The organism is Streptomyces sp. NPDC025273, assembly GCF_040638585.1.
Classification (GTDB): Bacteria; Actinomycetota; Actinomycetes; order Streptomycetales; family Streptomycetaceae; genus Streptomyces; species Streptomyces cinereorectus.
Map to the genome: position 1 here is coordinate 261,485 of NZ_JBEZYP010000001.1, position 21,638 is coordinate 283,122.

Here is a 21,638-nt window from a genome sequence, read left to right on the forward strand (position 1 = left end):
TTGGAGCGGAGAGGGCAGGATTCGAACCTGCGTGAGCTGTGAGGCTCCTCCTGGCTGACGCCGGGATCCCGTTGGGCCGCTACGGGAACCTCTCCCTGGTGGTGCGCCGTTCCGTTCTGAGAACAACTATGACAGAGCGCTCTGTCACCACACTGACACGCTGCTGACACCCCGGAGAAGTCCGCGGCGTCCCCGGAACGCGAGAAGGCCCGACCTGTTTTCGCAGGTCGGGCCTTCGTCGATGAGGGTGAGTAACGGGACTTGAACCCGCGACATCCTGGACCACAACCAGGTGCTCTGCCAGCTGAGCTATACCCACCATGTCGCCCGGTCGTTTCCGACCGGCCGAGAAAAAGTGTACAGGGTCCGGGAGGGTGCTCGCGCACCCCTTTCCCCTGGGCCGGTCAGGCGCCCCCGGGCGGCCCCTAACAGGGCCGTGACCAGGGGTGTCGCCGCTACTGCCCGGCGGATTCGGCGTGCCGCGCGGCGATCTCCTTGGCACGGGCGGAGTCCGGGCCGGGCTGCGGCACGAAGACCGCGTCCCGGTAGTAGCGCAGCTCCGTGATGGAGTCACGGATGTCCGCCAGCGCCCGGTGGTTACCGTTCTTGTCCGGGCTGTTGAAGTACGCCCTCGGGTACCAGCGGCGCGCCAGCTCCTTGACCGAGGACACATCGACGATCCGGTAGTGGAGGTAGCCCTCCAGCGACGGCATGTCCCGCGACAGGAAGCCGCGGTCGGTGCCGACCGAATTCCCGCACAGCGGGGCCTTGCCCGGCTCCTTCACGTGTTCGCGCACGTAGGCCAGGACCCGCTCCTCCGCGTCGGCCAGGGTCGTGCCCCCGGCCAGCTCGTCGAGGAGGCCCGAGGCGGTGTGCATCTGCCGCACCACCTCGGGCATGGTCTCCAGGGCCGCGTCCGGCGGGCGGATCACGATGTCCACCCCTTCGCCGAGCACGTTCAGTTCCGAGTCGGTGACCAGTGCGGCCACCTCGATGAGTGCGTCGTCCGCCAGCGAGAGCCCGGTCATCTCGCAGTCGATCCACACCATGCGGTCGTTCATGGGCCCCACCCTACGGGGCACTCCGCTGCCCCGGCAGGGCCGGGCGCCCGGGAACGTACGCCTCGGGATCCGCCCTGAGGTGCTCCGTCGCACCACCGGAGGCCGCCGCCGCGATGACCGGGGACGGGCCGGAGGAGGCCGCCGTGGCGGCCCGCCGGCCCGATGCCGTGCCCTGGGCGGGCACGGACGCCTCGATCACCGTGGTGGCGCTCTCCAGTACCCCGCCCTGCGGACGGCGGGCCCGGTAGGCGGCCCGGTACGCGGCGGGGGAGGAGCCCAGCTGGCGGCGGAAGTGCCCGCGCAGCGCGACCGGCGAGCGGAAGCCGCAGCGGCCCGCCACCTCGTCGACCGAGTAGTCGGAGGTCTCGAGCAGACGCTGCGCCTGCAGCACGCGCTGGGTGATGAGCCACTGGAGCGGTGCGCTGCCCGTGAGCGAACGGAACCTGCGGTCGAAGGTCCGCCTGCTCATATAGGCACGCGCGGCCAGCGTCTCCACGTCGAACTGCTCGTGGAGGTGCTCCAGGGCCCAGGCCACGACCTCGGCGAGCGGGTCGGAGCCGATCTCTTCAGGTAAAGACCTGTCCAGGTAGCGCTCCTGACCGCCACTGCGCCGCGGCGGTACGACGAGCCGGCGTGCCAGCGCGCCGGCCGCCTCCGTGCCGTGGTCGGTACGGACTATGTGGAGGCACAGGTCGATTCCGGCCGCGGTCCCGGCCGAGGTGAGCACATCGCCGTCGTCGACGAACAGCTCACGCGGATCGACGTGCACCGACGGGTAGCGCTTGGCCAGCGTCGGTGCGTACATCCAGTGCGTGGTGGCCGGGCGGCCGTCCAGCAGGCCGGCCGCCGCGAGCACGAAGGCCCCCGTGCACAGTCCGACGATGCGTGCGCCCTCCTCGTGGGCACGCCTCAGCGCGTCCAGTGCCTCGGCGGGCGGCGGCGATGTGATGGACCGCCAGGCGGGTACCACCACCGTGCCGGCCCTGCTGATGGCCTCCAGGCCGTACGGCGCGCTGAGTTCGAGCCCGCCCGTGGTGCGCAGCGGCCCCTCCTCGCCGCCGCAGACCAGCAGGCGGTAGCGCGGAACTCCCGCGTCCTGCCGGTCGATTCCGAAAACGGAGAGCGGGATGGAGCTCTCGAAGATAGGGCCGCCGCTGAACAGCAGTACGGCTACGACTTCCCGGCGTCGCCGCCCGGTCAGTTTCCGGGCGGCCTCCGTTGCGGTGGCGGAGTCCTGGCTCATGACGCTAAGCCCCCCTCGGTGTTCGCGTCTCCCTGGTCCCTACGGGCCTGTCGCTCCTGCACGTTTCCCCTCGGTCTCGCACGCGTCCCCAGTCTTCGACACTCATGATCGAATCTACTGCGTTCCGTGGTGCCGACGTGACACGTTCCCCCACCGGCACTATGTCGACAAGGCAACTTGGCGCGAAGCATTCGATCACGAAGCGTTCCACTCGCGGGCCCCTCAGGGAAGTGCGCCTGACGATCATGGCCCGTCCGTGTTGGTTCAAAGCGTACCGCGCGGTCTATTCCTGCCTGCTGGCACGTGGGTTGGTCGGCCGGAACGCCAGGAAACAGGGGTCTGTGCGAAGTTGGCTGAAAACCAGCGGTTGCGTGCGCGTATTCCAGTCATGTGACCGGCGCACCACCTCGATGACGGACCGCTTCCATGCGCCCCTGTGCCCCCGCGGGCCACTCCGACCCGGGACGGGTGCGAAGCGGAGTCGAGCGATGGCGCGGCGTGACGGCCGGGCCCGCGGGGCCCGTTGTTCTTTCGGCCGCCTGGCCCCGGGTCCGGTCCTGCGGCCGGCAGGAGGCGGTGAGGTGAGGGCCGCCGGTCCGAGTGAGCTGGATGTAGGACACAACCGGCATTGCCATACGGGGCCGTGTCCGGCATGCTCCCTCCATTGCCGCATGCGCTGTGCGAGGGCTGGGCGGTGGAGGCGTGGCGCCGTACCCTTGAGGGTAGGGGGTTGGGAAGATGGTTCCCGGACACAGCTTCACCGCTCGCAGACACACGTCCACACCGCTCTCTCCTCACGAGGACTCTCTTCGCCGAGACACCGATGGCCGGTCACGAAATCCCTGAACCCGCAGACCGCAAGCAGGTAACCGACCCACGGTCGGACCCTCGGACGGTCGAAGAGTCGAGCCCTTCATGCGATCCTGCCTTCCGGCACGGAGTCGTGGTCGGTTTCGACGGCTCCATGTCCAGCGAGCGAGCCCTCGCGTACGCCATCGGCATGGCGAGCAGGCTGGGTTCCGGGCTGATCATCGTCCATGTGGCGAACCGGCTGCCCACCACCGTCTGGGCGGGCTGCGAGCCGCCCGTCTTCGTCGACGTACCCGATCACCGCACCGAGGTCCTCGGCTTGGAGCTGGCCTGCGCGGACTATCTGGCCGAGGTGCCGTGGGTGCTCGTCGAGCGCGGCGGGGACATCTGTCACGAGCTGGAGGAGGTCGGTCGGGAGTACTCGGCCGACGCGATCGTGGTCGGCTCCACCCACGGCATCGTGGGCCGGATCTTCGGCTCGGTGGCCGGCCGTCTCGCGCGTCGCGCCCAGCGCCCCGTCATCGTCATCCCCTGAACAGGCACCCGCCGTCCCTGGGTGGACACCTGCGCCCCTGGGCGGGCGTCCCTGCCGTTCCCCCATGCCCCTGGCGTACGCGAAGCCTCTGAGGGGCCGTCAGCGCCCGCGTGTGCCCATGAGTTGAGCCGCCACCGGTACCGGGAGCGGCCCCCGACGGAGAACGGCCCCCGCGTCCGCGATGGCGTGACGCGAGGGCCGCTCCCCGGTGCGGAACGCGGGTCTACTCGACGGTGACCGACTTCGCCAGGTTGCGCGGCTTGTCGATGTCACGGCCCATGGCCAGCGCCGTGTGGTACGCGAACAGCTGCAGCGGGATGCCCATCAGGATCGGGTCCAGCTCGTTCTCGTTCTTGGGGACGAGGATCGTGTGGTCGGCCTTCTCCTGCTCGCGGTGCGCCACGGCGAGGATGCGGCCGCTGCGGGCCTTGATCTCCTCCAGCGCGGCGCGGTTCTTCTCCAGCAGGTCGTCGTCCGGGACGATCGCGACCGTGGGGAGCGCCGGCTCGATGAGCGCGAGCGGGCCGTGCTTCAGCTCCGAGGCGGGATAGGCCTCGGCGTGGATGTACGAGATCTCCTTGAGCTTCAGGGAGGCCTCCAGCGCGACGGGGTAGCCCCGGACGCGGCCGATGAACATCATCGACTGCGCGCCCGCGTACTCCTCGGCCAGCTTCTTGATCTCGTCCTCCGACTCGAGGATCCGGCCGATCTGCTCGGGCAGCTTGCGCAGTCCCTCGATGATCCGCTTGCCGTCGGAGACGGACAGGTCGCGGATGCGGCCCAGGTGCAGGGCGAGCAGCGCGAAGGCGACCACGGTGTTGGTGAAGCACTTGGTGGAGACGACGCAGACCTCGGGGCCCGCGTGGACGTACATCCCGCCGTCGGCCTCGCGGGCGATCGCCGAGCCGACGACGTTCACGACGCCGAGGACGCGGGCACCCTTGCGCTTGAGCTCCTGGACCGCGGCCAGCACGTCGTACGTCTCACCGGACTGGGAGACGGCGACGTACAGGGTGTCGGGGTCCACGACCGGGTTGCGGTAGCGGAACTCGGACGCGGGCTCGGCGTCCGCGGGGATGCGGGCCAGCTCCTCGATGAGTCCGGCGCCGATCATTCCCGCGTGGTACGAGGTGCCGCAGCCCAGGATCTTGATCCGGCGGACCCCGCGGGCCTCACGGGCGTCCAGGTTCAGACCGCCCAGGTGCACGGTGGAGAAGCGGTCGTCGATGCGGCCGCGCAGCACGCGGTCCACGGCGTCGGCCTGCTCGGAGATCTCCTTGTGCATGTACGTGTCGTGGCCGCCCATGTCGTACGACTCGGCCTCCCACTCCACCGTGGTGGGCGTGGCCGTCGTGGTCGAGCCCTCGGTGGTGTACGTACGGAAGTCGTCGGCCTTGAGGGTGGCCATCTCGCCGTCATCCAGGGTGACGATCTGGCGGGTGTGCGTGACGAGGGCCGCGACGTCGGAGGCGACGAACATCTCCTTCTCGCCGATGCCGAGCACGACCGGGGAGCCGTTGCGGGCGACGACGATGCGGTCGTTGAAGTCGGCGTGCAGGACGGCGATGCCGTACGTGCCCTCGACGGACTTCAGCGCCTCGCGGACCTTCTCCTCCAGGGTGACGGCCTGCGAGCGGGAGATCAGGTGGACCAGCACCTCGGTGTCGGTCTCGGAGAGGAAGACGACCCCGTCGGCGACGAGCTTCGCGCGGAGCTCGGAGGCGTTGTCGATGATGCCGTTGTGGACGACGGCGACGTTGTTCTCCGCGTCCAGGTGCGGGTGGGCGTTCTCGTCGCTCGGGGCGCCGTGGGTGGCCCAGCGGGTGTGGGCGATGCCGGTGGTGCCGGCGAACCGCTTGGGCACGCGGGCCTCCAGCTCGCGGACCCGGCCCTTGGCCTTGACCGTCCTCAGGGTGCCCGGCTTGCCCGCGGCGGCCTTGCCCGTGATGACGATGCCCGCCGAGTCGTACCCCCGGTACTCCAGCCGCTGCAGGCCTTCCAGCAGCAGTGGAGCCACGTCACGCTTTCCGATGTAACCGACGATTCCGCACATAGAGTCTCTGCCCCTCCATCGACGTACACAATGAGTGCTCGGCCCGCCCGGGCCCGGCTCAGCCGTAGACGATGCGGCGCAGCTGGCGGAGCGAGAGCTCCTGCGGCGCCACAGCGCGGTGCGGCAGCTCGGCCGCGATCCGCTCGAAGATCTCCGTGTTCACCAGACCACCGGACTGCAGTTCGCGGTGGCGGCGGCGGACGAAGTCCTCGGTCGTCTCGTCGAAGTACGCCAGCACCTCGAGGATCACCCTGGCGGCCTCGCCGCGCTGGAGCGCGGTGGAGCGTACGAGGTGGTCGATGAGGTCGTCATGCGACGGGCGGCGTTCGAGCACCCGTCGATATTGCGTGCCGCGGGCGCATAGTGCAAGAAATCTGCCCGATATCGGGCAGGGATCACAGAAATGCGGGGCCATGCGCATCCGCCGGTCCCGTCCCGTGGGGCGGACGGGACCGGGGGCGGGTCAGCACCCCGCGATCGGGTTCCGCAGGGTGCCGATCAGCTGCAGCGCGCCCGACGGGTCGGCGAGGTCGACCATCTGCTGGTTGTTCCGCAGCTGCAGCCGGTTCAGGCAGGACAGCGCGAACTCCTCCGTGAACATGTCGTACCGCGCGAACTTGTCCGCCAGGTACGGCACCGACTCCTGGTAGCCCTTGACGCACGCGCCGACCGTCCGCCAGAACGTCTCCTCGTCGAGGACGCCCTCCGTGGCCAGGCCCGCGCCCATGAAGCGCAGGAAGCAGTCGAAGACGTCCGTGAGGACCGACAGGAGCCTCATGTCCTCGGGGACCTCGGCGCGGATCCGCTCGACCTGGGGCGGCAGCACCGCGTCCGGGTCCAGGACCGCGATCTCCTCGGCGATGTCCTTGAAGACCGTGCGCCGTACGACTCCGTCCTCGATGACCAGGATCACGTTCTCGCCGTGCGGCATGAACACCAGGTCGTAGGCGTAGAAGCAGTGCAGCACCGGCACCAGATAGGCGTCCAGGTAGTGCCGCAGCCAGTCGGCCGGGTCCAGTCCCGACTCGGCGATCAGCGCGCCCGCCACCGAGCTGCCCTCGTGATCGGTGTGGATCAGCGAGGCCATCGTCGCGAGCCGCTCGCCCGGTTCCAGCGCCGGTACGGGGCTCTCCCGCCAGAGCGCGGCGAGCATCTTCAGATAGGGGGAGCCCTTGGCGGTGGCGGCCTCGTACGCCCGGTGGTGGTAGCCGATCGCCGCCCGCTCCCGGATGATCGAGAACCGGGCCTCGCGCAGCAGGGTGTCACTCCCGACGAGACCGGCGAGCCAGTCGTTGATCGCGGGCGTGGCCTCCATGTACGCGGCCGAGAGCCCTCGCATGAAGCCCATGTTGAGGACGGACAGGGCCGTCTTCACGTAGTGCTTCTCCGGGTGGTCGGCGTTGAAGAACGTACGGATCGACTGCTGGGCGAGGTAGGCGTCCTCGCCCTCGCCCAGGCAGACCAGATGCCGTCGGGCCAGCTCCCCGGCGAAGGTCACGGCGAGTTTGTTCCACCACTGCCAGGGGTGGACCGGGATCAGCAGGTAGTCGTCGAGGTCGAGTCCGAGGTCCGCCATCCGGGCCGCGAACCGGCCGAGGACCGCCTCGCTCAGCTCGCCGGCGATCAGCGTGTCGTAGTCGAGTCCGGTGCCCGCCGTGAAAGTGGCTCGATCGCGTCGGGCGGCCAGCCAGACCAGCCGGATCGCGGCCCCCGCCTCGGGGGCGTACGCGCGGTATTCGTCCACCGCGAAACCCAGCCGCCCGTTGTTGGCGACGAAGCAGGGGTGACCCTCGGTCACCCCCGTCTCGATGGGCTGGAATCCGGCCGCTACCAGCTCGGCGGCGGTGGTCGGTTTCCTGGTCAGCTTGTATGCGGTTCCGGCCAGCGTGGACGAGATCTCCTCCAGGTACACCGGGAGGATCTCCGCGGACAGGCCGAGCGCCGTGCGCAGCTCGACGAAGAACTCCAGCGCGTCCAGCGGGACGTCCGAGCCGTGCCGGCGGCGGGTGACGGACTCCGCGTCGACCTGCCAGTGGTCCAGGGCGAAGCGGCGGGCGGTGAAGCGGTACTCGGTCGCCCCGTCGTCGCTGTGCACGGCGTAGCGGTCGCCGCCGAGCGGGGTGGGGACCAGCAGCCGTTCGTGGGAGAACTCGGCCAGGGCCTTGCGGATCAGCAGCCGGTCGGCGGCGGCCCAGCGCTCGGGGGTGAGGTGGGCGACGCTGTCGGCGGGGGTCTGGGGGGTCATCGGTGGGCTCCTGTGATCGCGTCCTCGAACTGCTCCCTGGTGCAGGCGCTGAGCAGCGCCTCCTTCTCCGGCTTGGTGATCTCCCGGATCACCTCGAAGCCGACGGCCCTGTTCAGGGCCTGCACCGCGGTGTTGGTCACATCGGGTTCGACCACGACCCTGCGCACATCCGGATCGGCGAAGAGCGTCTCCATCACCGTGGTGATCACGGCCCGGGTGAAGCCGTGCACGGGGGTGTCGGACGGGGCGACCAGGAAGTGCATCCCGACGTCGCCGGGCTCGGCCGCGTACAGCCCCTTGAGCTCGACCTCGGTGGGGTCGTACCGCTCCATGAGGAAGGCGGGTTCCCCGTCGTGCAGCCCGATGAAGGCGTCGTGGTGCGGATGGGCGGCTATCGCCAGGTACTCGCGCTCGACGTCCTCGGGCCGGGCGTCTCCCATCATCCAGAAGGCCGCCTTGGGGTGGGTGACCCAGCCGTGCACCAGTGCGGCGTCGGCGACCGGATCCAGGGGACGGACGGTGAAGGATCCGGGCGTGCGGGTCATACGGCGAACTCCTGGAAGGCGATGGACTTCTCGACCGGGTAGTACTCACGGCCGAGCAGTTCGCCGATGATGTACGCGTTGCGGTAGGCGCCCATGCCCAGGTCGGGCGAGGTGACCGAGTGGGTGTGCACCCCGGCGTTCTGCAGGAAGATCCCGCGCCCCGTGGTGTCGATGCTGTAGTTGCGGGCGACGTCGAACCTGCCCCGGCTGTCGTGACGGAGCCGGTCGGTGACGGGCTCCAGGAACGCCGGCGCGGTGTAGCGGTAGCCGGTGGCGAGGATCAGGCCCTCGGTGTCCAGCTCGTAGTCCTTGCCCTGCTCCCCCTGGCGCAGCCCCAGCGTGTACGTGCCGGTCGCGGGCTCGTACCGTGCGCTGTGCAGGGCGGAGTTGGTGAGCAGGCGGGTGGGGACGGGCCCCGACAGGCTCTTCCGGTAGAGCAGATCGAAGATCGCGTCGATCAGCTCGCCGTCGATCCCCTTGAAGAGGCCCTTCTGCCCGGACTCGAGCCGGTAGCGGGTGTCCTCGGGCAGGGCGTGGAAGTAGTCCACGTACTCCGGCGAGGTCATCTCCAGGGTGAGCTTGGTGTACTCCAGCGGGAAGAACCTGGGGGAGCGCGTCACCCAGTTCAGCCGGTAGCCGTGTACGTCGATCTCGGAGAGCAGGTCGTAGTAGATCTCCGCCGCGCTCTGCCCGCTGCCCACCAGCGTGATGGAGCGCTTCGCCTGCAGGGCCGCCCTGTTCTCCAGGTAGCGGGAGTTGTGCAGGAAATCGCCGCCCAGGTCCCGGCAGGCCTCGGGGACGTACGCGGGGGTGCCGGTGCCCAGCACGAGGTGGCGGGCGCGGAAGGTGCTGTCGGCGGTGCGGACCGTGTACAGGCCGTCGGCCTCGTCATGGGTAACCGACTGAACGGTCTGGTTGAACCTGATGCTGTCCAGCTTGGCGGCGGCCCAGCGGCAGTAGTCGTTGTACTCCGTCCGCAGCGGGTAGAAGTTCTCCCGGATGTAGAACGAGTAGAGCCTTCCCCGTTCCTTCAGATAGTTCAGGAAGGAGTACGGCGAGGTCGGGTCGGCCATCGTCACCAGGTCCGACATGAACGGGGTCTGGAGGTGGGCCCCTTCGAGGAACATCCCCGCGTGCCACTCGAAGTCCGGCTTGGACTCCAGGAAGACGCCGTTCAGTTCGTCGATCGGCTCGGTCAGGCAGGCGAGCCCGAGGTTGAACGGGCCGAGTCCGATCCCGATGAAGTCGTGGGGGTCAGGAAGCGCGGTCAAGGGATTCTCCCAGGTACTGCTCGGCGTGGCCGGCGATCAGATCGAGTACCGCGCGGATGTCCTGCGCGGTCGTTTCGGGGTTGAGCAGGGTGAACTTCAGGTACTGGCGGCCGCCGACCTTCGTACCGGCGACGACGGCCTCGCCCGAGGCGAACAGGGCCTTACGGGCGTGGAGATTGATCCGGTCGACGGTGTCGGGCGACGTGACGGTGGCCGGGACGTAGCGGAACACCAGCGTGGACAGCTGCGGCCGTACGACGACGTCGTAGCGCGGGTCGGCGGCCAGCAGCCGCCAGCCTTCCCCGGCCAGGTCGCAGACCTCGTCGAACAGTTCGCCGATCCCGTCGGAGCCCATGGTGCGCAGCGTCATCCAGAGCTTCAGCGCGTCGAACCGGCGGGTGGTCTGGAGTGACTTGTCCACCTGGTTGGGGATCCGCTCCTCGGCCATCCGCTGCGGGTTCAGGTACTCCGCGTGGTAGGTGGCATGCCGCAGCGTGGCCCGGTCGCGGACGAGTACGGCGGACGAACTCACGGGCTGGAAGAAGGACTTGTGGTAGTCCACGGTGACCGAGTCGGCGTGCTCGATGCCGTCGAGGAGCGCGCGGCGGGTCCGTGAGGTGAGCAGCCCGCAGCCGTACGCGGCGTCGACGTGCATCCAGGTGGCGAACTGCTCGCAGAGGGCGGCGATCTCGGGCAGCGGGTCGATGGACCCGAAGTCCGTGGTGCCCGCCGTGGCGACGACCGCCATGGGGACCGCGCCCTCGGCCACGCAGCGCTCCAGCGCGGCGGCCAGGGCGACGGTCCGCATGCGCCTGTCGCCGTCGACGGGGACGGAGACGACGGCGTCGGGCCCCAGACCGAGGAGTTTCGCCGACTTCTGGACGCTGAAGTGGCTGCACTCGGAGGTGAAGACACGCAGCCGGGTGAACTTCTCGGGGCGGGACTTGGCCTCCTCCCGGGCCAGCAGCAGGGCCTGCAGGTTGGACTGCGTGCCGCCGCTGGTGAAGATGCCGTCGGCCGCCGGGCCGAGCCCGATGCGGTCGGCCGTCCAGTCGATCAGCCGGCGCTCGATGAGGGTGCCGCCCGCACTCTGGTCCCAGGTGTCCAGGGAGGAGTTGACCGCCGAGAGCACCGCCTCGCCGACCACGGCGGGAATCACCACCGGGCAGTTGAGGTGGCCCAGGTAGCGGGGGTGGTGGAAGTAGACGGCGTCACGGAGGTAGACCTCGGCGAGCTCGTCCAGGGCTGCTGTCACGTCGCCGAGCGGCCGGTCCAGGTCGATGGCGTCGACGGTGGGGGAGAGCTCGTCCACACCGATGCCGCTGAACGGGCGCTCGGTGGCTGCGAGGGTGGCCGCGACCCGTTCGACGCCTGCGGTGACGGAGCGTCGGTAGTGCTCCGCAGTCGTGTTGTTGAGCAGGTGCGCACGCATCAGAAAGGGCCTCCGGGTGAGGGCGGTGACATCGGAACCCTCCGGGCAGGAAGAAGGGTGACGAGGGATCAACAGTTAGGTTAGCCTAACCTAACTTTCCTCATTCCGTCCCTTCGCCCCCGGGAAGGCGGTGGCGGTCCGGCTCCACGCCGTCGCGCGGGAGGCCGGCCGAACGCCCCTCGCCGAGCTCGCGTCGCGCTGGCCGGCGAACGCGACCCGCCCGCGGTCCCACGGCCGCTTCCTGGGCGAGGGGGCGGCGGGTGGCCCGCGCCTCGGACGACTCGCCCGTGATCAGGAGGCCGGCGTCCCCCGGGCGGTTCGGCGGCACGCACGGCCTCCACGGCCGACCGCGCTCTCCTCCCGTACGGGCCGGCTGATCCGGGCGGCGCAGGCCGCCGTGCGGAGCTCCGGGCGGTCCCGGGCGTGCGGGACGTCCGGCCGGCCCCCGGCCTTCGTCCCGGAGGGCAGCCGCCCCCGCGCGGCGGAGGCGGCGGGGAGGGGTGGCCGGGCCAGGGCCGGCACCCGGCCGGTGTCCCGCGGCGGGCGGAGGCGGCGCGCCGCACGAGGGCGGCGGGTGGAGGGCAGCGGGCGGCGGGCGGAGGCGAGGGCGGCGGCCCGGCCCGGAGTCGCTCCGGGCCGGGCCTGTTCGTCAACTGACCTTCTTGGCCTTCTCGATGGCCTCGGCCAGGTCCTCGAGGATCGGTGCGCACTTGTCGTAGGAGTAGATGGGCTCCGTCGTACGCGGGACGACCTGGCCGGCCTTGACGGCGGGCAGCCGGGCCCACGTCGGCTTGGAGGTCAGGGCGTCGGGCTGCAGGGCCGAGGACCGGTTGTCCATCATGATGATGTCGGCCTCGTACTTGTCCACGTTCTCCCAGCTCAGCTCCTCGAAGAAGCCGGCCGCGTTGACCTCGGGCTCGACGAACCGCACGCCGAGCTCCTGGAAGTACAGGGTGTCAGCGGAGGTCTTGGCGAGCGAGACGTAGAAGAGGTCCTGGCTCGCCGAGCCGACCATGACCTTGATGTTCGGCTGGGACTTGGCGGCGGCGCGGAGCCGGGCCGCCGCCGCCTCGAAGCGGGTCCTGGCCTCGGTGATCTTCGTGGCCTTGACGTCGGCGCCGAGCGAGGCGGCGAGGTCCTCGTGGCGCTGGATCGCCTTGGGGACCGTCGTCCGGGCCGCCCACAGGGCCGCGCTCGGGGCCAGCTTGAGGATCTTGTCCTTGGACTCGTCCGGCACGTACCAGAGGGCGTCCTTCTCCCACATGGCGGTGACGAGCAGTTCCGGCGCGAGGCCGGCGTACTTCTCGACGTTGAACTCGCCCCAGACGTTGCCCAGCACCTCGACCTTGCTGATGTCGAGGTCACCGGCCTGCACATCGGCCTTGCCGTCGGCGGTCTTCGTCGGGCCGAAGACACCCTTGCACTCGATGCCGTAGTCGTGGAGCGCGGCGGCGACACCGATGAACGCGACGATGTTCTTCGGGGTGGAGCCGGCCTTCGCGGTCAGACCGCGGTCGTCCTTGAAGGTCCACGGACCGGACGCGGCGGCGCCGGACGACTCCTTCGCGGGGTCGCTGTCGCCGCAGGCGGCGAGCACCGCGCCGAGGCCGACGGCTCCGCCCGCGGCCAGCAGGCCGCGGCGGGAGAGTGAGGTGGTCCGGACGTTGGGCATGGGCTGTCTGCTTTCCTGCGGGGTCTTGGCTGGCCGCCGACGATTCGAAAGGTAGGTTAGCCTAACCTCAGACAGCAGGGTGGAGGGGGTGCGGAAGGCCGCCCTCCCGTTGCCGGAACGAGGGCGGCCCGAGCCGGCCCGGAGCCGCGTCCGGGACGCATGACCGGCGCGGCGGTCAGCCGCCCGCCGTCAGGCGGACATCCCCAACTCCCGTGCGATCAACATCCGCTGGACCTCGCTCGTGCCCTCGCCGATCTCCAGGATCTTGGAGTCGCGCCACATCCGGGCCACCGGGTACTCGTTCATGAAGCCGTATCCGCCGTGGATCTGGGTCGCCTCCCGCGCGTTGTCCACCGCCACCGTCGACGAGTACAGCTTCGCGATCGCCGCCTCCTTCTTGAACGGCTCGCCCGCCAGCAGCCGCGAGGCCGCGTCCCGCCAGCCGATCCGGGCCATGTGGGCGCGCATCTCCATGTCGGCGATCTTGAACTGGATGGCCTGGTTGGCGCCGATCGGCTTCCCGAAGGCGTGCCGCTCCCTCGCGTACTTGACCGACTCGTCCACACAGCCCTGGGCCAGGCCCGTCGAGAGGGCCGAGATCGCGATCCGGCCCTCGTCCAGGATCCGCAGGAACTGCGCGTATCCACGGCCCTCCTCGCCCAGCAGGTTCCCCGCCGGGACGCGCACGTCGGAGAAGGACAGCTCACGGGTGTCCGAGGCGTTCCATCCGACCTTGGAGTACGGGGCGGCGACCGTGAAGCCCGGGGTGCCCGACGGGACGATGATGGAGGAGATGCGCGGTGCGCCGTTCTCCTTGCGGCCGGTCACCGCCGTGACCGTGACCAGCTCGGTGATGTCCGTACCCGAGTTGGTGATGAAGCACTTGGAACCGTTGATCACCCACTCGTCCGTGGCCTCGTCCAGCACCGCCGTCGTCCGGGTACCGCCCGCGTCCGACCCGCCGTCCGGCTCCGTCAGCCCGAACGCCCCCAGTGCCTCGCCCGAGCAGAGCTTCGGCAGCCACCGCTGCTTCTGCTCCTCCGTGCCGAAGCGGTAGACGGGCATGGCGCCCAGCGAGACCCCGGCCTCCAGGGTGATGGCCACCGAGGAGTCGACCCGGGCCAGCTCCTCCAGGGCGATCCCGAGGGCGAGGTAGTCGCCCCCCATGCCGCCGTACTCCTCCGGGAACGGAAGGCCGAACAGGCCCATCCGCCCCATCTCCCGCACGATCTCGTACGGGAACTCGTGCCGCTCGTAGAAGTCGCCGATCTTCGGGGCGATCACATCGTGGGCGAACTCCTCTACGGTACGGCGTAGTTCCTCGTGCTCGGCGGTCAGCCGGTGGTCAAGGGACATGGGTGCTTCACTCCTTGTGGGACAGCGCACGGACGGTACGGGACGGGCTCGGTCGGCCCAGTTGTTCGGCCATCCACACGCTCGTGGCGGTGAGTGCGCCGAGATCGACCCCGGTATCGACACCGAGGCCGTCGAGCATCCACACGAGGTCCTCGGTGGCGAGATTGCCGGTCGCGCTCTTCGCGTACGGGCAGCCGCCGAGGCCGCCCGCCGAGGCGTCCACCGTCGTCACCCCCTGCTGGAGCGCGGCCAGGGTGTTGGAGAGCGCCTGGCCGTACGTGTCGTGGAAGTGCACCCCGATCGTGTCGGTGGGCACCCCCGCCCCGTTCAGCGCGGCGAGCAGGGCCACCACATGGCCCGGGGTGGCGACGCCGATCGTGTCCCCCAGGGAGAGCTCGTCGCAGCCGAGGTCCCTCAGCGCCTTCGCGACCCGGACGACCTGGGCGAGCGGCACGGCACCCTCCCACGGGTCGCCGAAGCACATCGACAGATAGCCGCGCACGTGCGTCCCCGCCGCCCTGGCCCGGGCCACGACCGGCTCGAACATGGCGAGCGACTCGTCCACGGTGCGGTTGAGGTTGCGGGCGGCGAACGTCTCCGTCGCCGACCCGAACACCGCGACCGACCGGACACCGAGCGCCAGCGCCCGGTCCAGACCGCGTTCGTTCGGCACGAGGACGGGCAGCGCCACGTCCCCGACGTCCGCGATCTCCCCCAGCAGCGGGAACAGCTGCTCCGCGTCGGCGAGCTGGGGCACCCACTTCGGGTGGACGAAGCTGGTCGCCTCGATCGTGGAGAGCCCGGCGACGGCCAGTCGGCGGATGAACTCCGCCTTCACCTCCGTCGGCACGACGGACTTCTCGTTCTGCAGCCCGTCGCGGGCCCCGACCTCATGGATGCGGACCCGGGCGGGCAGCCCCGCCACGGGCACGGTCATGGGCAGTCGGGTGTCGGTCACGATTCCTCCCTCGGGGTCACCACGGCCAGGATCTGGTCCATGGCGACCGTGGCACCGGCGGTGACGTCCAGCTCGGTGACCGTTCCGGCGTGCGGGGCGGAGATGACGTGCTCCATCTTCATCGCCTCCACGACCAGCAGGCTCTGCCCGGCCGCGACCTCGTCCCCGACAGCCACCTTCACCACCGTGACCGTCCCCGGCATCGGAGCGGCCAGGGTGTCGGCCCCGGCGGCGGCGCCGCTGAGCGAGGACGCCACCGGGTCGTGGTCCTGGACGTGCCAGGTGTCCCCGTCCCGGCCGAGCCAGACGCCCTCCGGGGAGGCGACGTGGCTGAACGTGTGGGTGAGGCCGTCCAGCTCGACGGTGAGGTGCCGCACGGACACCCCGGCGAGCCGCGCCGGCTGTCCGCCGGGCCCCGAGGGCATCGGACCGCAGGCGTCCGCCCGCTCGTCCCGGTCCCCGGCGTGCCCGAACGTCAGCTCGGCCGCACCCCGCGCACCCGCGCGCAGGCCCACGCGCACCGGGTCGTGGCCCGGGACACGGAAGTGGTGGAAGGTTTCGGCGGGCGTGCCGCCCAGCCGCCATCCGTCGGCCGCGGAGAACGGGTCGGCCCAGCCCGGGGCCCTCCCGGCCGGCCGCCGCAGCAGGGCCGCCGCCGCGTAGACCTCCTCCGGCACGCCGTCCGGCACCAGGCCGTCCGCCTCGCGCTCCACCAGCCCGGTGTCCAGATCACCCGCGACCACTGCCGGATGGGCCAGCAGCCGTCGCAGGAACCCGGCGTTCGTCGGGACGCCCAGCACCACCGTGCCCGCCAGCGCAGCCCGCAGCCGGCGCACCGCCGTGGCGCGGTCGGGGCCGTACGCGATGACCTTCGAGAGCATCGGGTCGTAGGTGCTGCCGACCGGGACGCCCTCGCTGAGCCCCGAGTCGGTCCGCACCCCGCCGCCCTGCGGCTCGTGCAGCGCGAGCACGGTGCCACCGGACGGCAGGAAGCCGCGCGCCGGGTCCTCCGCGCAGATCCGGGCCTCGATCGCATGCCCGGTGAGCGTGACATCGGCCTGGGTGTACGTGAGCCGCTCGCCGGAGGCGACCCGCAGCTGCCACTCCACCAGGTCGAGACCGGTGATCAGCTCGGTGACCGGGTGCTCGACCTGGAGGCGGGTGTTCATCTCCATGAAGTAGTACGAGGAGGGGTCGCCGCCCGGGACGATGAACTCCACCGTGCCTGCGCCCACGTACCCGCAGGACCGGGCAGCCTGGACGGCCGCCTCGCCCATCCCCGCCCGGATCCGCTCGTCGAGCAGGACCGAGGGCGCCTCCTCGATGATCTTCTGGTGGCGGCGCTGGAGCGAGCACTCGCGCTCGCCGAGATGCACCACCTGGCCGTGTCCGTCGGCCAGGACCTGGATCTCGATGTGGCGCGGCCGGTCGATCCACCGCTCCACCAGGAGCGTGTCGTCGCCGAACGAGGCGCGCGCCTCGCGCCGGGCCGCCGCGATCTCGTCCGCGAGGAGCGCCGCCTCGCGCACCAGCCGCATGCCCTTGCCGCCACCGCCCGCGGACGGCTTCAGCAGGACGGGCATCCCGATCTCCCGGGCGGACCGGGCCAGTTGCTCGTCCGTGAGGCCGCTGCCGGAGGACCCGGGAACCACCGGAACCCCGGCCGCCGCGACCGTTTCCTTGGCGCGGATCTTGTCGCCCATCAGCGAGATCGCCGAGGCGGGCGGGCCGATGAAGGCCAGCCCGGCGTCCGCGCAGGCCTGCGCGAAGTGGGCGTTCTCCGCGAGGAATCCGTATCCCGGATGGACGGCCTCGGCCCCGGTGCGGCGGGCCGCGTCCAGGATCCGCTCCACGGACAGATAGCTCATCGAGGCGGGCGCGGGCCCGATCCGTACGGCCGTGTCGGCCTCCCGGACATGCCGGGCGTCCGCATCCGCGTCGCTGAAGACGGCGACCGACCGTACGCCGAGCTCGCGCAGGGTCCGGATGACCCGGACCGCGATCTCGCCACGGTTGGCGACCAGAACAGTGCTGAACATGGAAGTCCTCACATCACATCCGGAAGACGCCGAAGCCCGGGCCGTTGGGATCCTTCTGGGGCAGCGGGGCGTTGGCACAGGCCGTCAGGGCGAGCCCCAGCACCCGCCGGGTCTCCATCGGGTCGATCACTCCGTCGTCCCAGAGCCGGGCGGTGGCGTAGTAGGCGTTGCCCTGCTGTTCGTACTGCGCGCGGACCGGATCCTTGAAGGCCTCCTCGTCCTGCGCGGGCCACTGCTCGCCGCGCCCCTCGATCTGGTCCCGCTTGACCGTGGCCAGCACGGAGGCGGCCTGCTCGCCGCCCATGACGGAGATCTTGGCGTTGGGCCACATCCACAGGAAGCGCGGCGAATACGCCCGGCCGCACATGGAGTAATTGCCCGCGCCGTACGAACCGCCGACGACGACGGTCAGCTTCGGCACCCGGGTGCACGCCACGGCCGTCACCATCTTGGCGCCGTGCTTGGCGATCCCGCCGGCCTCGTAGTCCCGGCCGACCATGAACCCGGAGATGTTCTGCAGGAACACCAGAGGGATGCCGCGCTGGTCGCACAGCTCGATGAAATGGGCGCCCTTCTGGGCGGACTCGGCGAACAGGATCCCGTTGTTGGCGACGATGCCGACCGGATGCCCGTGGATCCGGGCGAAGCCCGTGATCAGGGTCTGGCCGTACTCCGACTTGAACTCGGCGAACCGCGAGCCGTCCACCACCCGGGCGATCACCTCGCGTACGTCGTACGGCGTCCGTGAGTCGACGGGCACCGCTCCGTACAGCCCGGCGGGATCGACCTCGGGCTCGTCGGCCGGCTCGACGGACCAGGGGAGCGCCCCGCGGTCCGGGAGCGTCGCCACGATGTTCCGGACGATCCGCAGCGCGTGCGCGTCGTCCTCGGCGAGGTGGTCGGTGACCCCGGAGACACGGGAGTGGACCTCACCGCCGCCGAGCTCCTCCGCCGTGACGACCTCGCCCGTGGCGGCCTTCACCAGCGGCGGGCCGCCCAGGAAGATCGTCCCCTGGTTCCGGACGATGACCGCCTCGTCGCTCATCGCCGGGACGTACGCCCCGCCCGCGGTGCAGGAGCCCAGCACCGCCGCGATCTGCGGGATGCCGGCCCCGGACATCCGGGCCTGGTTGTAGAAGATGCGCCCGAAGTGGTCCCGGTCGGGGAACACCTCGTCCTGCATCGGGAGGAACGCGCCCCCGGAGTCCACCAGGTACAGGCAGGGCAGCCGGTTCTCCAGCGCCACCTCCTGGGCGCGCAGGTGCTTCTTCACCGTCATCGGGTAGTACGTGCCGCCCTTGACGGTCGCGTCATTGGCGACGATCACGCACTCGCGACCGCTGACCCGCCCGATTCCGGCGATCACCCCGGCGGCCGGTGCGGCGCCCCCGTACAGCCCCTCGGCCGCCAGCGGCGCGAGCTCCAGGAACGGCGAACCCGGGTCCAGCAGCGTGTCCACCCGCTCCCGGGGCAGCAGCTTGCCGCGCGCCACATGCCGGGCGCGGGCCTTCTCACCCCCGCCGAGCCGTGCCGTGGCGAGCCGCGTGCGCAGCTCCTCGGCGAGCGCGTGATGCGCCGCCTCATTGGCCTGCCAGGCCTCCGAGGCGGGATCGGCCGCGCTCGCCAGGACCGGTGCCTGCTGCATCGTGTCGAGCCCCCTTGCCCGTACCGCATGAGTCACGGTGTCCCCGCGACGGAGCGCGGACTTCGGACGTCCCGCGACCCTGCTTGTGGCATCGTCGCGGGGGACACCGTTAATGAGCGTTAACACATTGCGTTCAGGTTAACGAGCGCTAACCCGCCTGTCTAGAATGAATCTTCATGAGCACCCATGCCGCCGACCGCACCGCCGCACGTGCCGTCTCCCGTGTCGCGGCTCCCACCCGCCGTGAGCAGATCCTCCGGGAGGCCGCCCGCCTCTTCGCCGAGCGCGGCTTCCACGGGGTCGGGGTGGACGAGATAGGGGCGGCGGTCGGCATCAGCGGCCCCGGCCTCTACCGCCACTTCCCCGGCAAGGACGCCATGCTCGCCGAGCTGCTCGTCGGCATCAGCGAGCGGCTGCTCGCGGGCGGCAGACTCCGCGTCACCGAGGACGCGGAGTCCCCGGACAGTTCCCCCCAGGCCCTCCTGGACGCCCTCATCGAGGGCCACATCGACTTCGCCCTGGACGACCGTCCCCTGATCACGCTCCACGACCGCGAGCTGGACCGTCTGCGCGACACCGACCGCAAGCGGGTCCGCCAGCTCCAGCGGCAGTACGTCGAGGTCTGGGTCGAGGTCGTCCGTGCCCGCTACCCGGCCCTCGCGGAGGACGAGGCCCGGGTCACCGTCCACGCCGTGTTCGGCCTGCTCAACTCCACCCCGCACCTCGCCCGCCCCGAGGCGCTCCCCGGCCGCGAGGCCACGGCCGCCCTGCTGCACCGGCTCGCACGCGGGGCGTTCGAAGCGGCGGCCGGCCCCGGCTGACGGTCCGGCCACGACGGGGTCCGCGGGGCCCGGCCGGGCCCGGGCCGTCCAGGGGGCAGGACCATCGGCACACTGCGCGTGCCTCACGGCACAATGGGTTCATGCCGATACCCAGCCGCGCCGCCCTCGTCGAGCACCTCGTCCGCACCCGTATCGCGGGCGATGTCGCCACTCCCCGCGACAACAACCTCGACCACTACCGCAAGCTCGCCAACGGTGACCGCCACTACTGGCTGGGGCTGGAGCTCGGCGACCGGTGGCGCGACGAGCAGGACGTGCTCGCCGTGATGGCCGAGAGGTGCGGGGTCAACGACGACCCGGAGCACCGGCAGGGGCAGGACACCATCGACCCCGAGCTCACGGTCGACGCCCTGGACCGGATGGCGGCCCGGCTGAGGAAGGCCGCGGCGGACCGGGAGCGGGTGCTGTTCGCGACCGGGCACCCGGGCGGTCTGCTCGACGTGCACCGGCAGACGGCCGACGCGCTGCGGAGGGCCGGATGTGAGATCGTCCGGATCCCCGGGGGCCTCATGGCGGACGAGGGGATGGTCTTCCAGTTCGCGGACGTGGCCGTGCTGGAGCGGGGGGCCACCCTGTGGCACACGCACTCCCCGGTGCCGATGGCCGCCATCCTGGACGGCCTGGAGCGCGAGGGCAGGCCGCAGCCGGACCTGGTCGTGGCCGACCACGGGTGGGCCGGGTGCGCCGGACAGCGCGGGATCGACTCCGTCGGCTACGCGGACTCCAACGACCCCGCGCTGTTCCTGGGCGAGGCGGAGGGAACCCTCCAGGTCACCGTGCCGCTGGACGACCACGTCACCGACCCGCGGTTCTACGACCCGATGACGCGCTACCTGCTGGACGCCGCCGGACTGCTCGGATCCGTCGGACCGGCGTGACGGGCCGGTGGCTCCCGCGGGTGCGCGAGCGGCTCCGCCACGGTGGAGCCGTGGCCGGTCGTGCCCGGACGCACCGCGGGGCGCTCCGGTGGGCCGGCCCCGGCGTCCGGGACGGACGTCTCCCGGGCGACGGCGGCGTCAGTCCCGCGGGACGCGGACCACGCCCTCCTGGATGACCGTGATGGCCAGCTGCCCGTCCGCCGTCCAGATCCGGGCCTGGCCGAGACCGCGCCCGCCCGACGCCGAGGGTGACTCCTGGTCGTACAGGAGCCATTCGTCCGCCCGGAAGGGCCGGTGGAACCACATCGCGTGGTCCAGGCTGGCGCCCACCACGTCACCGACCGCCCAGCCGCCGCGCCCGTGGGCGAGCAGCACCGAGTCGAGCAGGGTCATGTCGGAGACGTACGTCGCCATGCACACGTGCAGCAGCGGATCGTCCGCCAGCTTGCCGTTCGTCCGGAACCACACCTGGGACCGCGGCTCGCGCGGTTCGCCGGCGGTGGCGAACGGCGGGGCGTCCACGTACCGCAGATCGACCGCCGCCCGCGCCTCGAGCAGCCGGTCCACCATGAGCGGATCGGCGAAGCGGTCCGCGTAGCGGGGCAGCATCTGCGCGGCCGTGGGCAGCGTCTCCGGGTCCGGGGCGTACGGCATGGGCGCCTGGTGGTCCATGCCCTCCTCGTGCACCTGGAAGGACGCCGAGAGGTGGAAGATCGGCTTGCCGTGCTGGACCGCGACGACCCGGCGGGTGGTGAAGGACCGCCCGTCGCGGATGCGGTCCACGGTGTAGACGATCGGCGCGCCCGGATCCCCGGGGCGCAGGAAGTACGCGTGCAGGGAGTGGGCCGACGGTGTCCGCCCGGCCCCGGCCGCGCCGGAGTCCCCGGAGGGGACCGTGCGGCCCGCGGCGACCAGGGCCTGTGCCGCGACCTGGCCGCCGAAGACCCGGGGCACGACCGCGCTGCGGCTCATGCCCCGGAAGATGTCCTGCTCGATCCGCTCCAGGTCGAGCAGATCGAGCAGGGATTCGAGTGCTGCGCTCATGGAGGAGAA

17 protein-coding genes and 1 tRNA gene are annotated in these 21,638 nt (G+C 71.0%); 3 read left to right on the forward strand and 15 right to left on the reverse strand.

Features of this window, described 5'->3' with window-relative positions; genetic code table 11:
- Positions 1-246: 246 nt before the first annotated feature.
- From AB0F38_RS01170 to AB0F38_RS01180, 3 genes are all read right to left on the reverse strand, one after another.
- A tRNA-His gene (locus tag AB0F38_RS01170) sits at positions 247-319 on the reverse strand.
- A 136-nt stretch (positions 320-455) separates the two neighbouring features.
- Positions 456-1,061 carry an oligoribonuclease gene (orn, locus tag AB0F38_RS01175; protein ID WP_361884882.1) on the reverse strand — a complete coding sequence of 202 codons (606 nt, stop codon included), beginning with the start codon at positions 1,059-1,061 and terminating at the stop codon, positions 456-458.
- A 10-nt stretch (positions 1,062-1,071) separates the two neighbouring features.
- Complete coding sequence (locus tag AB0F38_RS01180; RefSeq protein ID WP_361884884.1) at positions 1,072-2,304, reverse strand: helix-turn-helix domain-containing protein; 1,233 nt, start codon at positions 2,302-2,304, stop codon at positions 1,072-1,074.
- Between the two features lie 823 nt (positions 2,305-3,127).
- Between AB0F38_RS01180 and AB0F38_RS01185 the strand changes: the two genes are divergently transcribed.
- A complete protein-coding gene (locus tag AB0F38_RS01185) occupies positions 3,128-3,649 on the forward strand; it encodes a universal stress protein (RefSeq protein WP_361884886.1) in 522 nt (173 codons plus the stop codon).
- Positions 3,650-3,872: 223 nt separating this feature from the next.
- On the opposite strand, the gene glmS is transcribed toward AB0F38_RS01185, so the two are convergent.
- The 11 genes from glmS to AB0F38_RS01240 all read right to left on the reverse strand — a co-directional run bounded on the left by glmS (position 3,873) and on the right by AB0F38_RS01240 (position 18,865).
- Positions 3,873-5,702, reverse strand: a complete 1,830-nt coding sequence (gene glmS / locus AB0F38_RS01190) for a glutamine--fructose-6-phosphate transaminase (isomerizing) (protein ID WP_361884888.1) — start codon at positions 5,700-5,702, stop codon at positions 3,873-3,875.
- Between the two features lie 58 nt (positions 5,703-5,760).
- The gene (locus tag AB0F38_RS01195) at positions 5,761-6,036 is read right to left on the reverse strand and encodes a hypothetical protein (protein ID WP_361884890.1); all 276 of its coding nucleotides are present in this window, start codon (positions 6,034-6,036) and stop codon (positions 5,761-5,763) included.
- A gap of 129 nt (positions 6,037-6,165) precedes the next feature.
- Positions 6,166-7,947: an IucA/IucC family siderophore biosynthesis protein gene (locus tag AB0F38_RS01200; protein WP_361884892.1), complete on the reverse strand. Its 1,782-nt coding sequence runs from the start codon at positions 7,945-7,947 to the stop codon at positions 6,166-6,168.
- Positions 7,944-8,492, reverse strand: coding sequence for a GNAT family N-acetyltransferase (locus tag AB0F38_RS01205; RefSeq protein ID WP_361884894.1), 549 nt, complete (start codon positions 8,490-8,492; stop codon positions 7,944-7,946). The genes AB0F38_RS01200 and AB0F38_RS01205 overlap by 4 nt, the downstream gene beginning before the upstream one ends.
- A complete protein-coding gene (locus AB0F38_RS01210) occupies positions 8,489-9,763 on the reverse strand; it encodes a lysine N(6)-hydroxylase/L-ornithine N(5)-oxygenase family protein (protein WP_361884896.1) in 1,275 nt (424 codons plus the stop codon). The genes AB0F38_RS01205 and AB0F38_RS01210 overlap by 4 nt, the downstream gene beginning before the upstream one ends.
- Positions 9,747-11,195: an aspartate aminotransferase family protein gene (locus AB0F38_RS01215; protein ID WP_361884898.1), complete on the reverse strand. Its 1,449-nt coding sequence runs from the start codon at positions 11,193-11,195 to the stop codon at positions 9,747-9,749. The genes AB0F38_RS01210 and AB0F38_RS01215 overlap by 17 nt, the downstream gene beginning before the upstream one ends.
- A gap of 649 nt (positions 11,196-11,844) precedes the next feature.
- Complete coding sequence (locus AB0F38_RS01220; RefSeq protein WP_361884900.1) at positions 11,845-12,867, reverse strand: ABC transporter substrate-binding protein; 1,023 nt, start codon at positions 12,865-12,867, stop codon at positions 11,845-11,847.
- 189 nt (positions 12,868-13,056) lie between these two features.
- Positions 13,057-14,223 carry an acyl-CoA dehydrogenase family protein gene (locus tag AB0F38_RS01225; RefSeq protein WP_361884902.1) on the reverse strand — a complete coding sequence of 389 codons (1,167 nt, stop codon included), beginning with the start codon at positions 14,221-14,223 and terminating at the stop codon, positions 13,057-13,059.
- 7 nt (positions 14,224-14,230) lie between these two features.
- The gene (locus AB0F38_RS01230; RefSeq protein ID WP_361886695.1) at positions 14,231-15,160 is read right to left on the reverse strand and encodes a hydroxymethylglutaryl-CoA lyase; all 930 of its coding nucleotides are present in this window, start codon (positions 15,158-15,160) and stop codon (positions 14,231-14,233) included.
- Positions 15,161-15,177: 17 nt separating this feature from the next.
- On the reverse strand, positions 15,178-17,220 hold the full coding sequence (locus AB0F38_RS01235) for an acetyl-CoA carboxylase biotin carboxylase subunit (protein ID WP_361884904.1): 2,043 nt from the start codon (positions 17,218-17,220) through the stop codon (positions 15,178-15,180).
- Positions 17,221-17,233: 13 nt separating this feature from the next.
- The gene (locus tag AB0F38_RS01240) at positions 17,234-18,865 is read right to left on the reverse strand and encodes a carboxyl transferase domain-containing protein (RefSeq protein WP_361884906.1); all 1,632 of its coding nucleotides are present in this window, start codon (positions 18,863-18,865) and stop codon (positions 17,234-17,236) included.
- A 176-nt stretch (positions 18,866-19,041) separates the two neighbouring features.
- Here AB0F38_RS01240 and AB0F38_RS01245 point away from each other — a divergent pair, with 176 nt between their 5' ends.
- Entirely contained in the window at positions 19,042-19,686 is a 645-nt protein-coding gene (locus AB0F38_RS01245) for a TetR/AcrR family transcriptional regulator (RefSeq protein WP_361884908.1), read from the forward strand.
- 101 nt (positions 19,687-19,787) lie between these two features.
- The gene (locus tag AB0F38_RS01250) at positions 19,788-20,585 is read left to right on the forward strand and encodes a phosphatase (RefSeq protein WP_361884910.1); all 798 of its coding nucleotides are present in this window, start codon (positions 19,788-19,790) and stop codon (positions 20,583-20,585) included.
- A 138-nt stretch (positions 20,586-20,723) separates the two neighbouring features.
- On the opposite strand, the gene AB0F38_RS01255 is transcribed toward AB0F38_RS01250, so the two are convergent.
- Positions 20,724-21,629 carry an acyl-CoA thioesterase II gene (locus tag AB0F38_RS01255; protein ID WP_361884912.1) on the reverse strand — a complete coding sequence of 302 codons (906 nt, stop codon included), beginning with the start codon at positions 21,627-21,629 and terminating at the stop codon, positions 20,724-20,726.
- Positions 21,630-21,638: the final 9 nt, after the last annotated feature.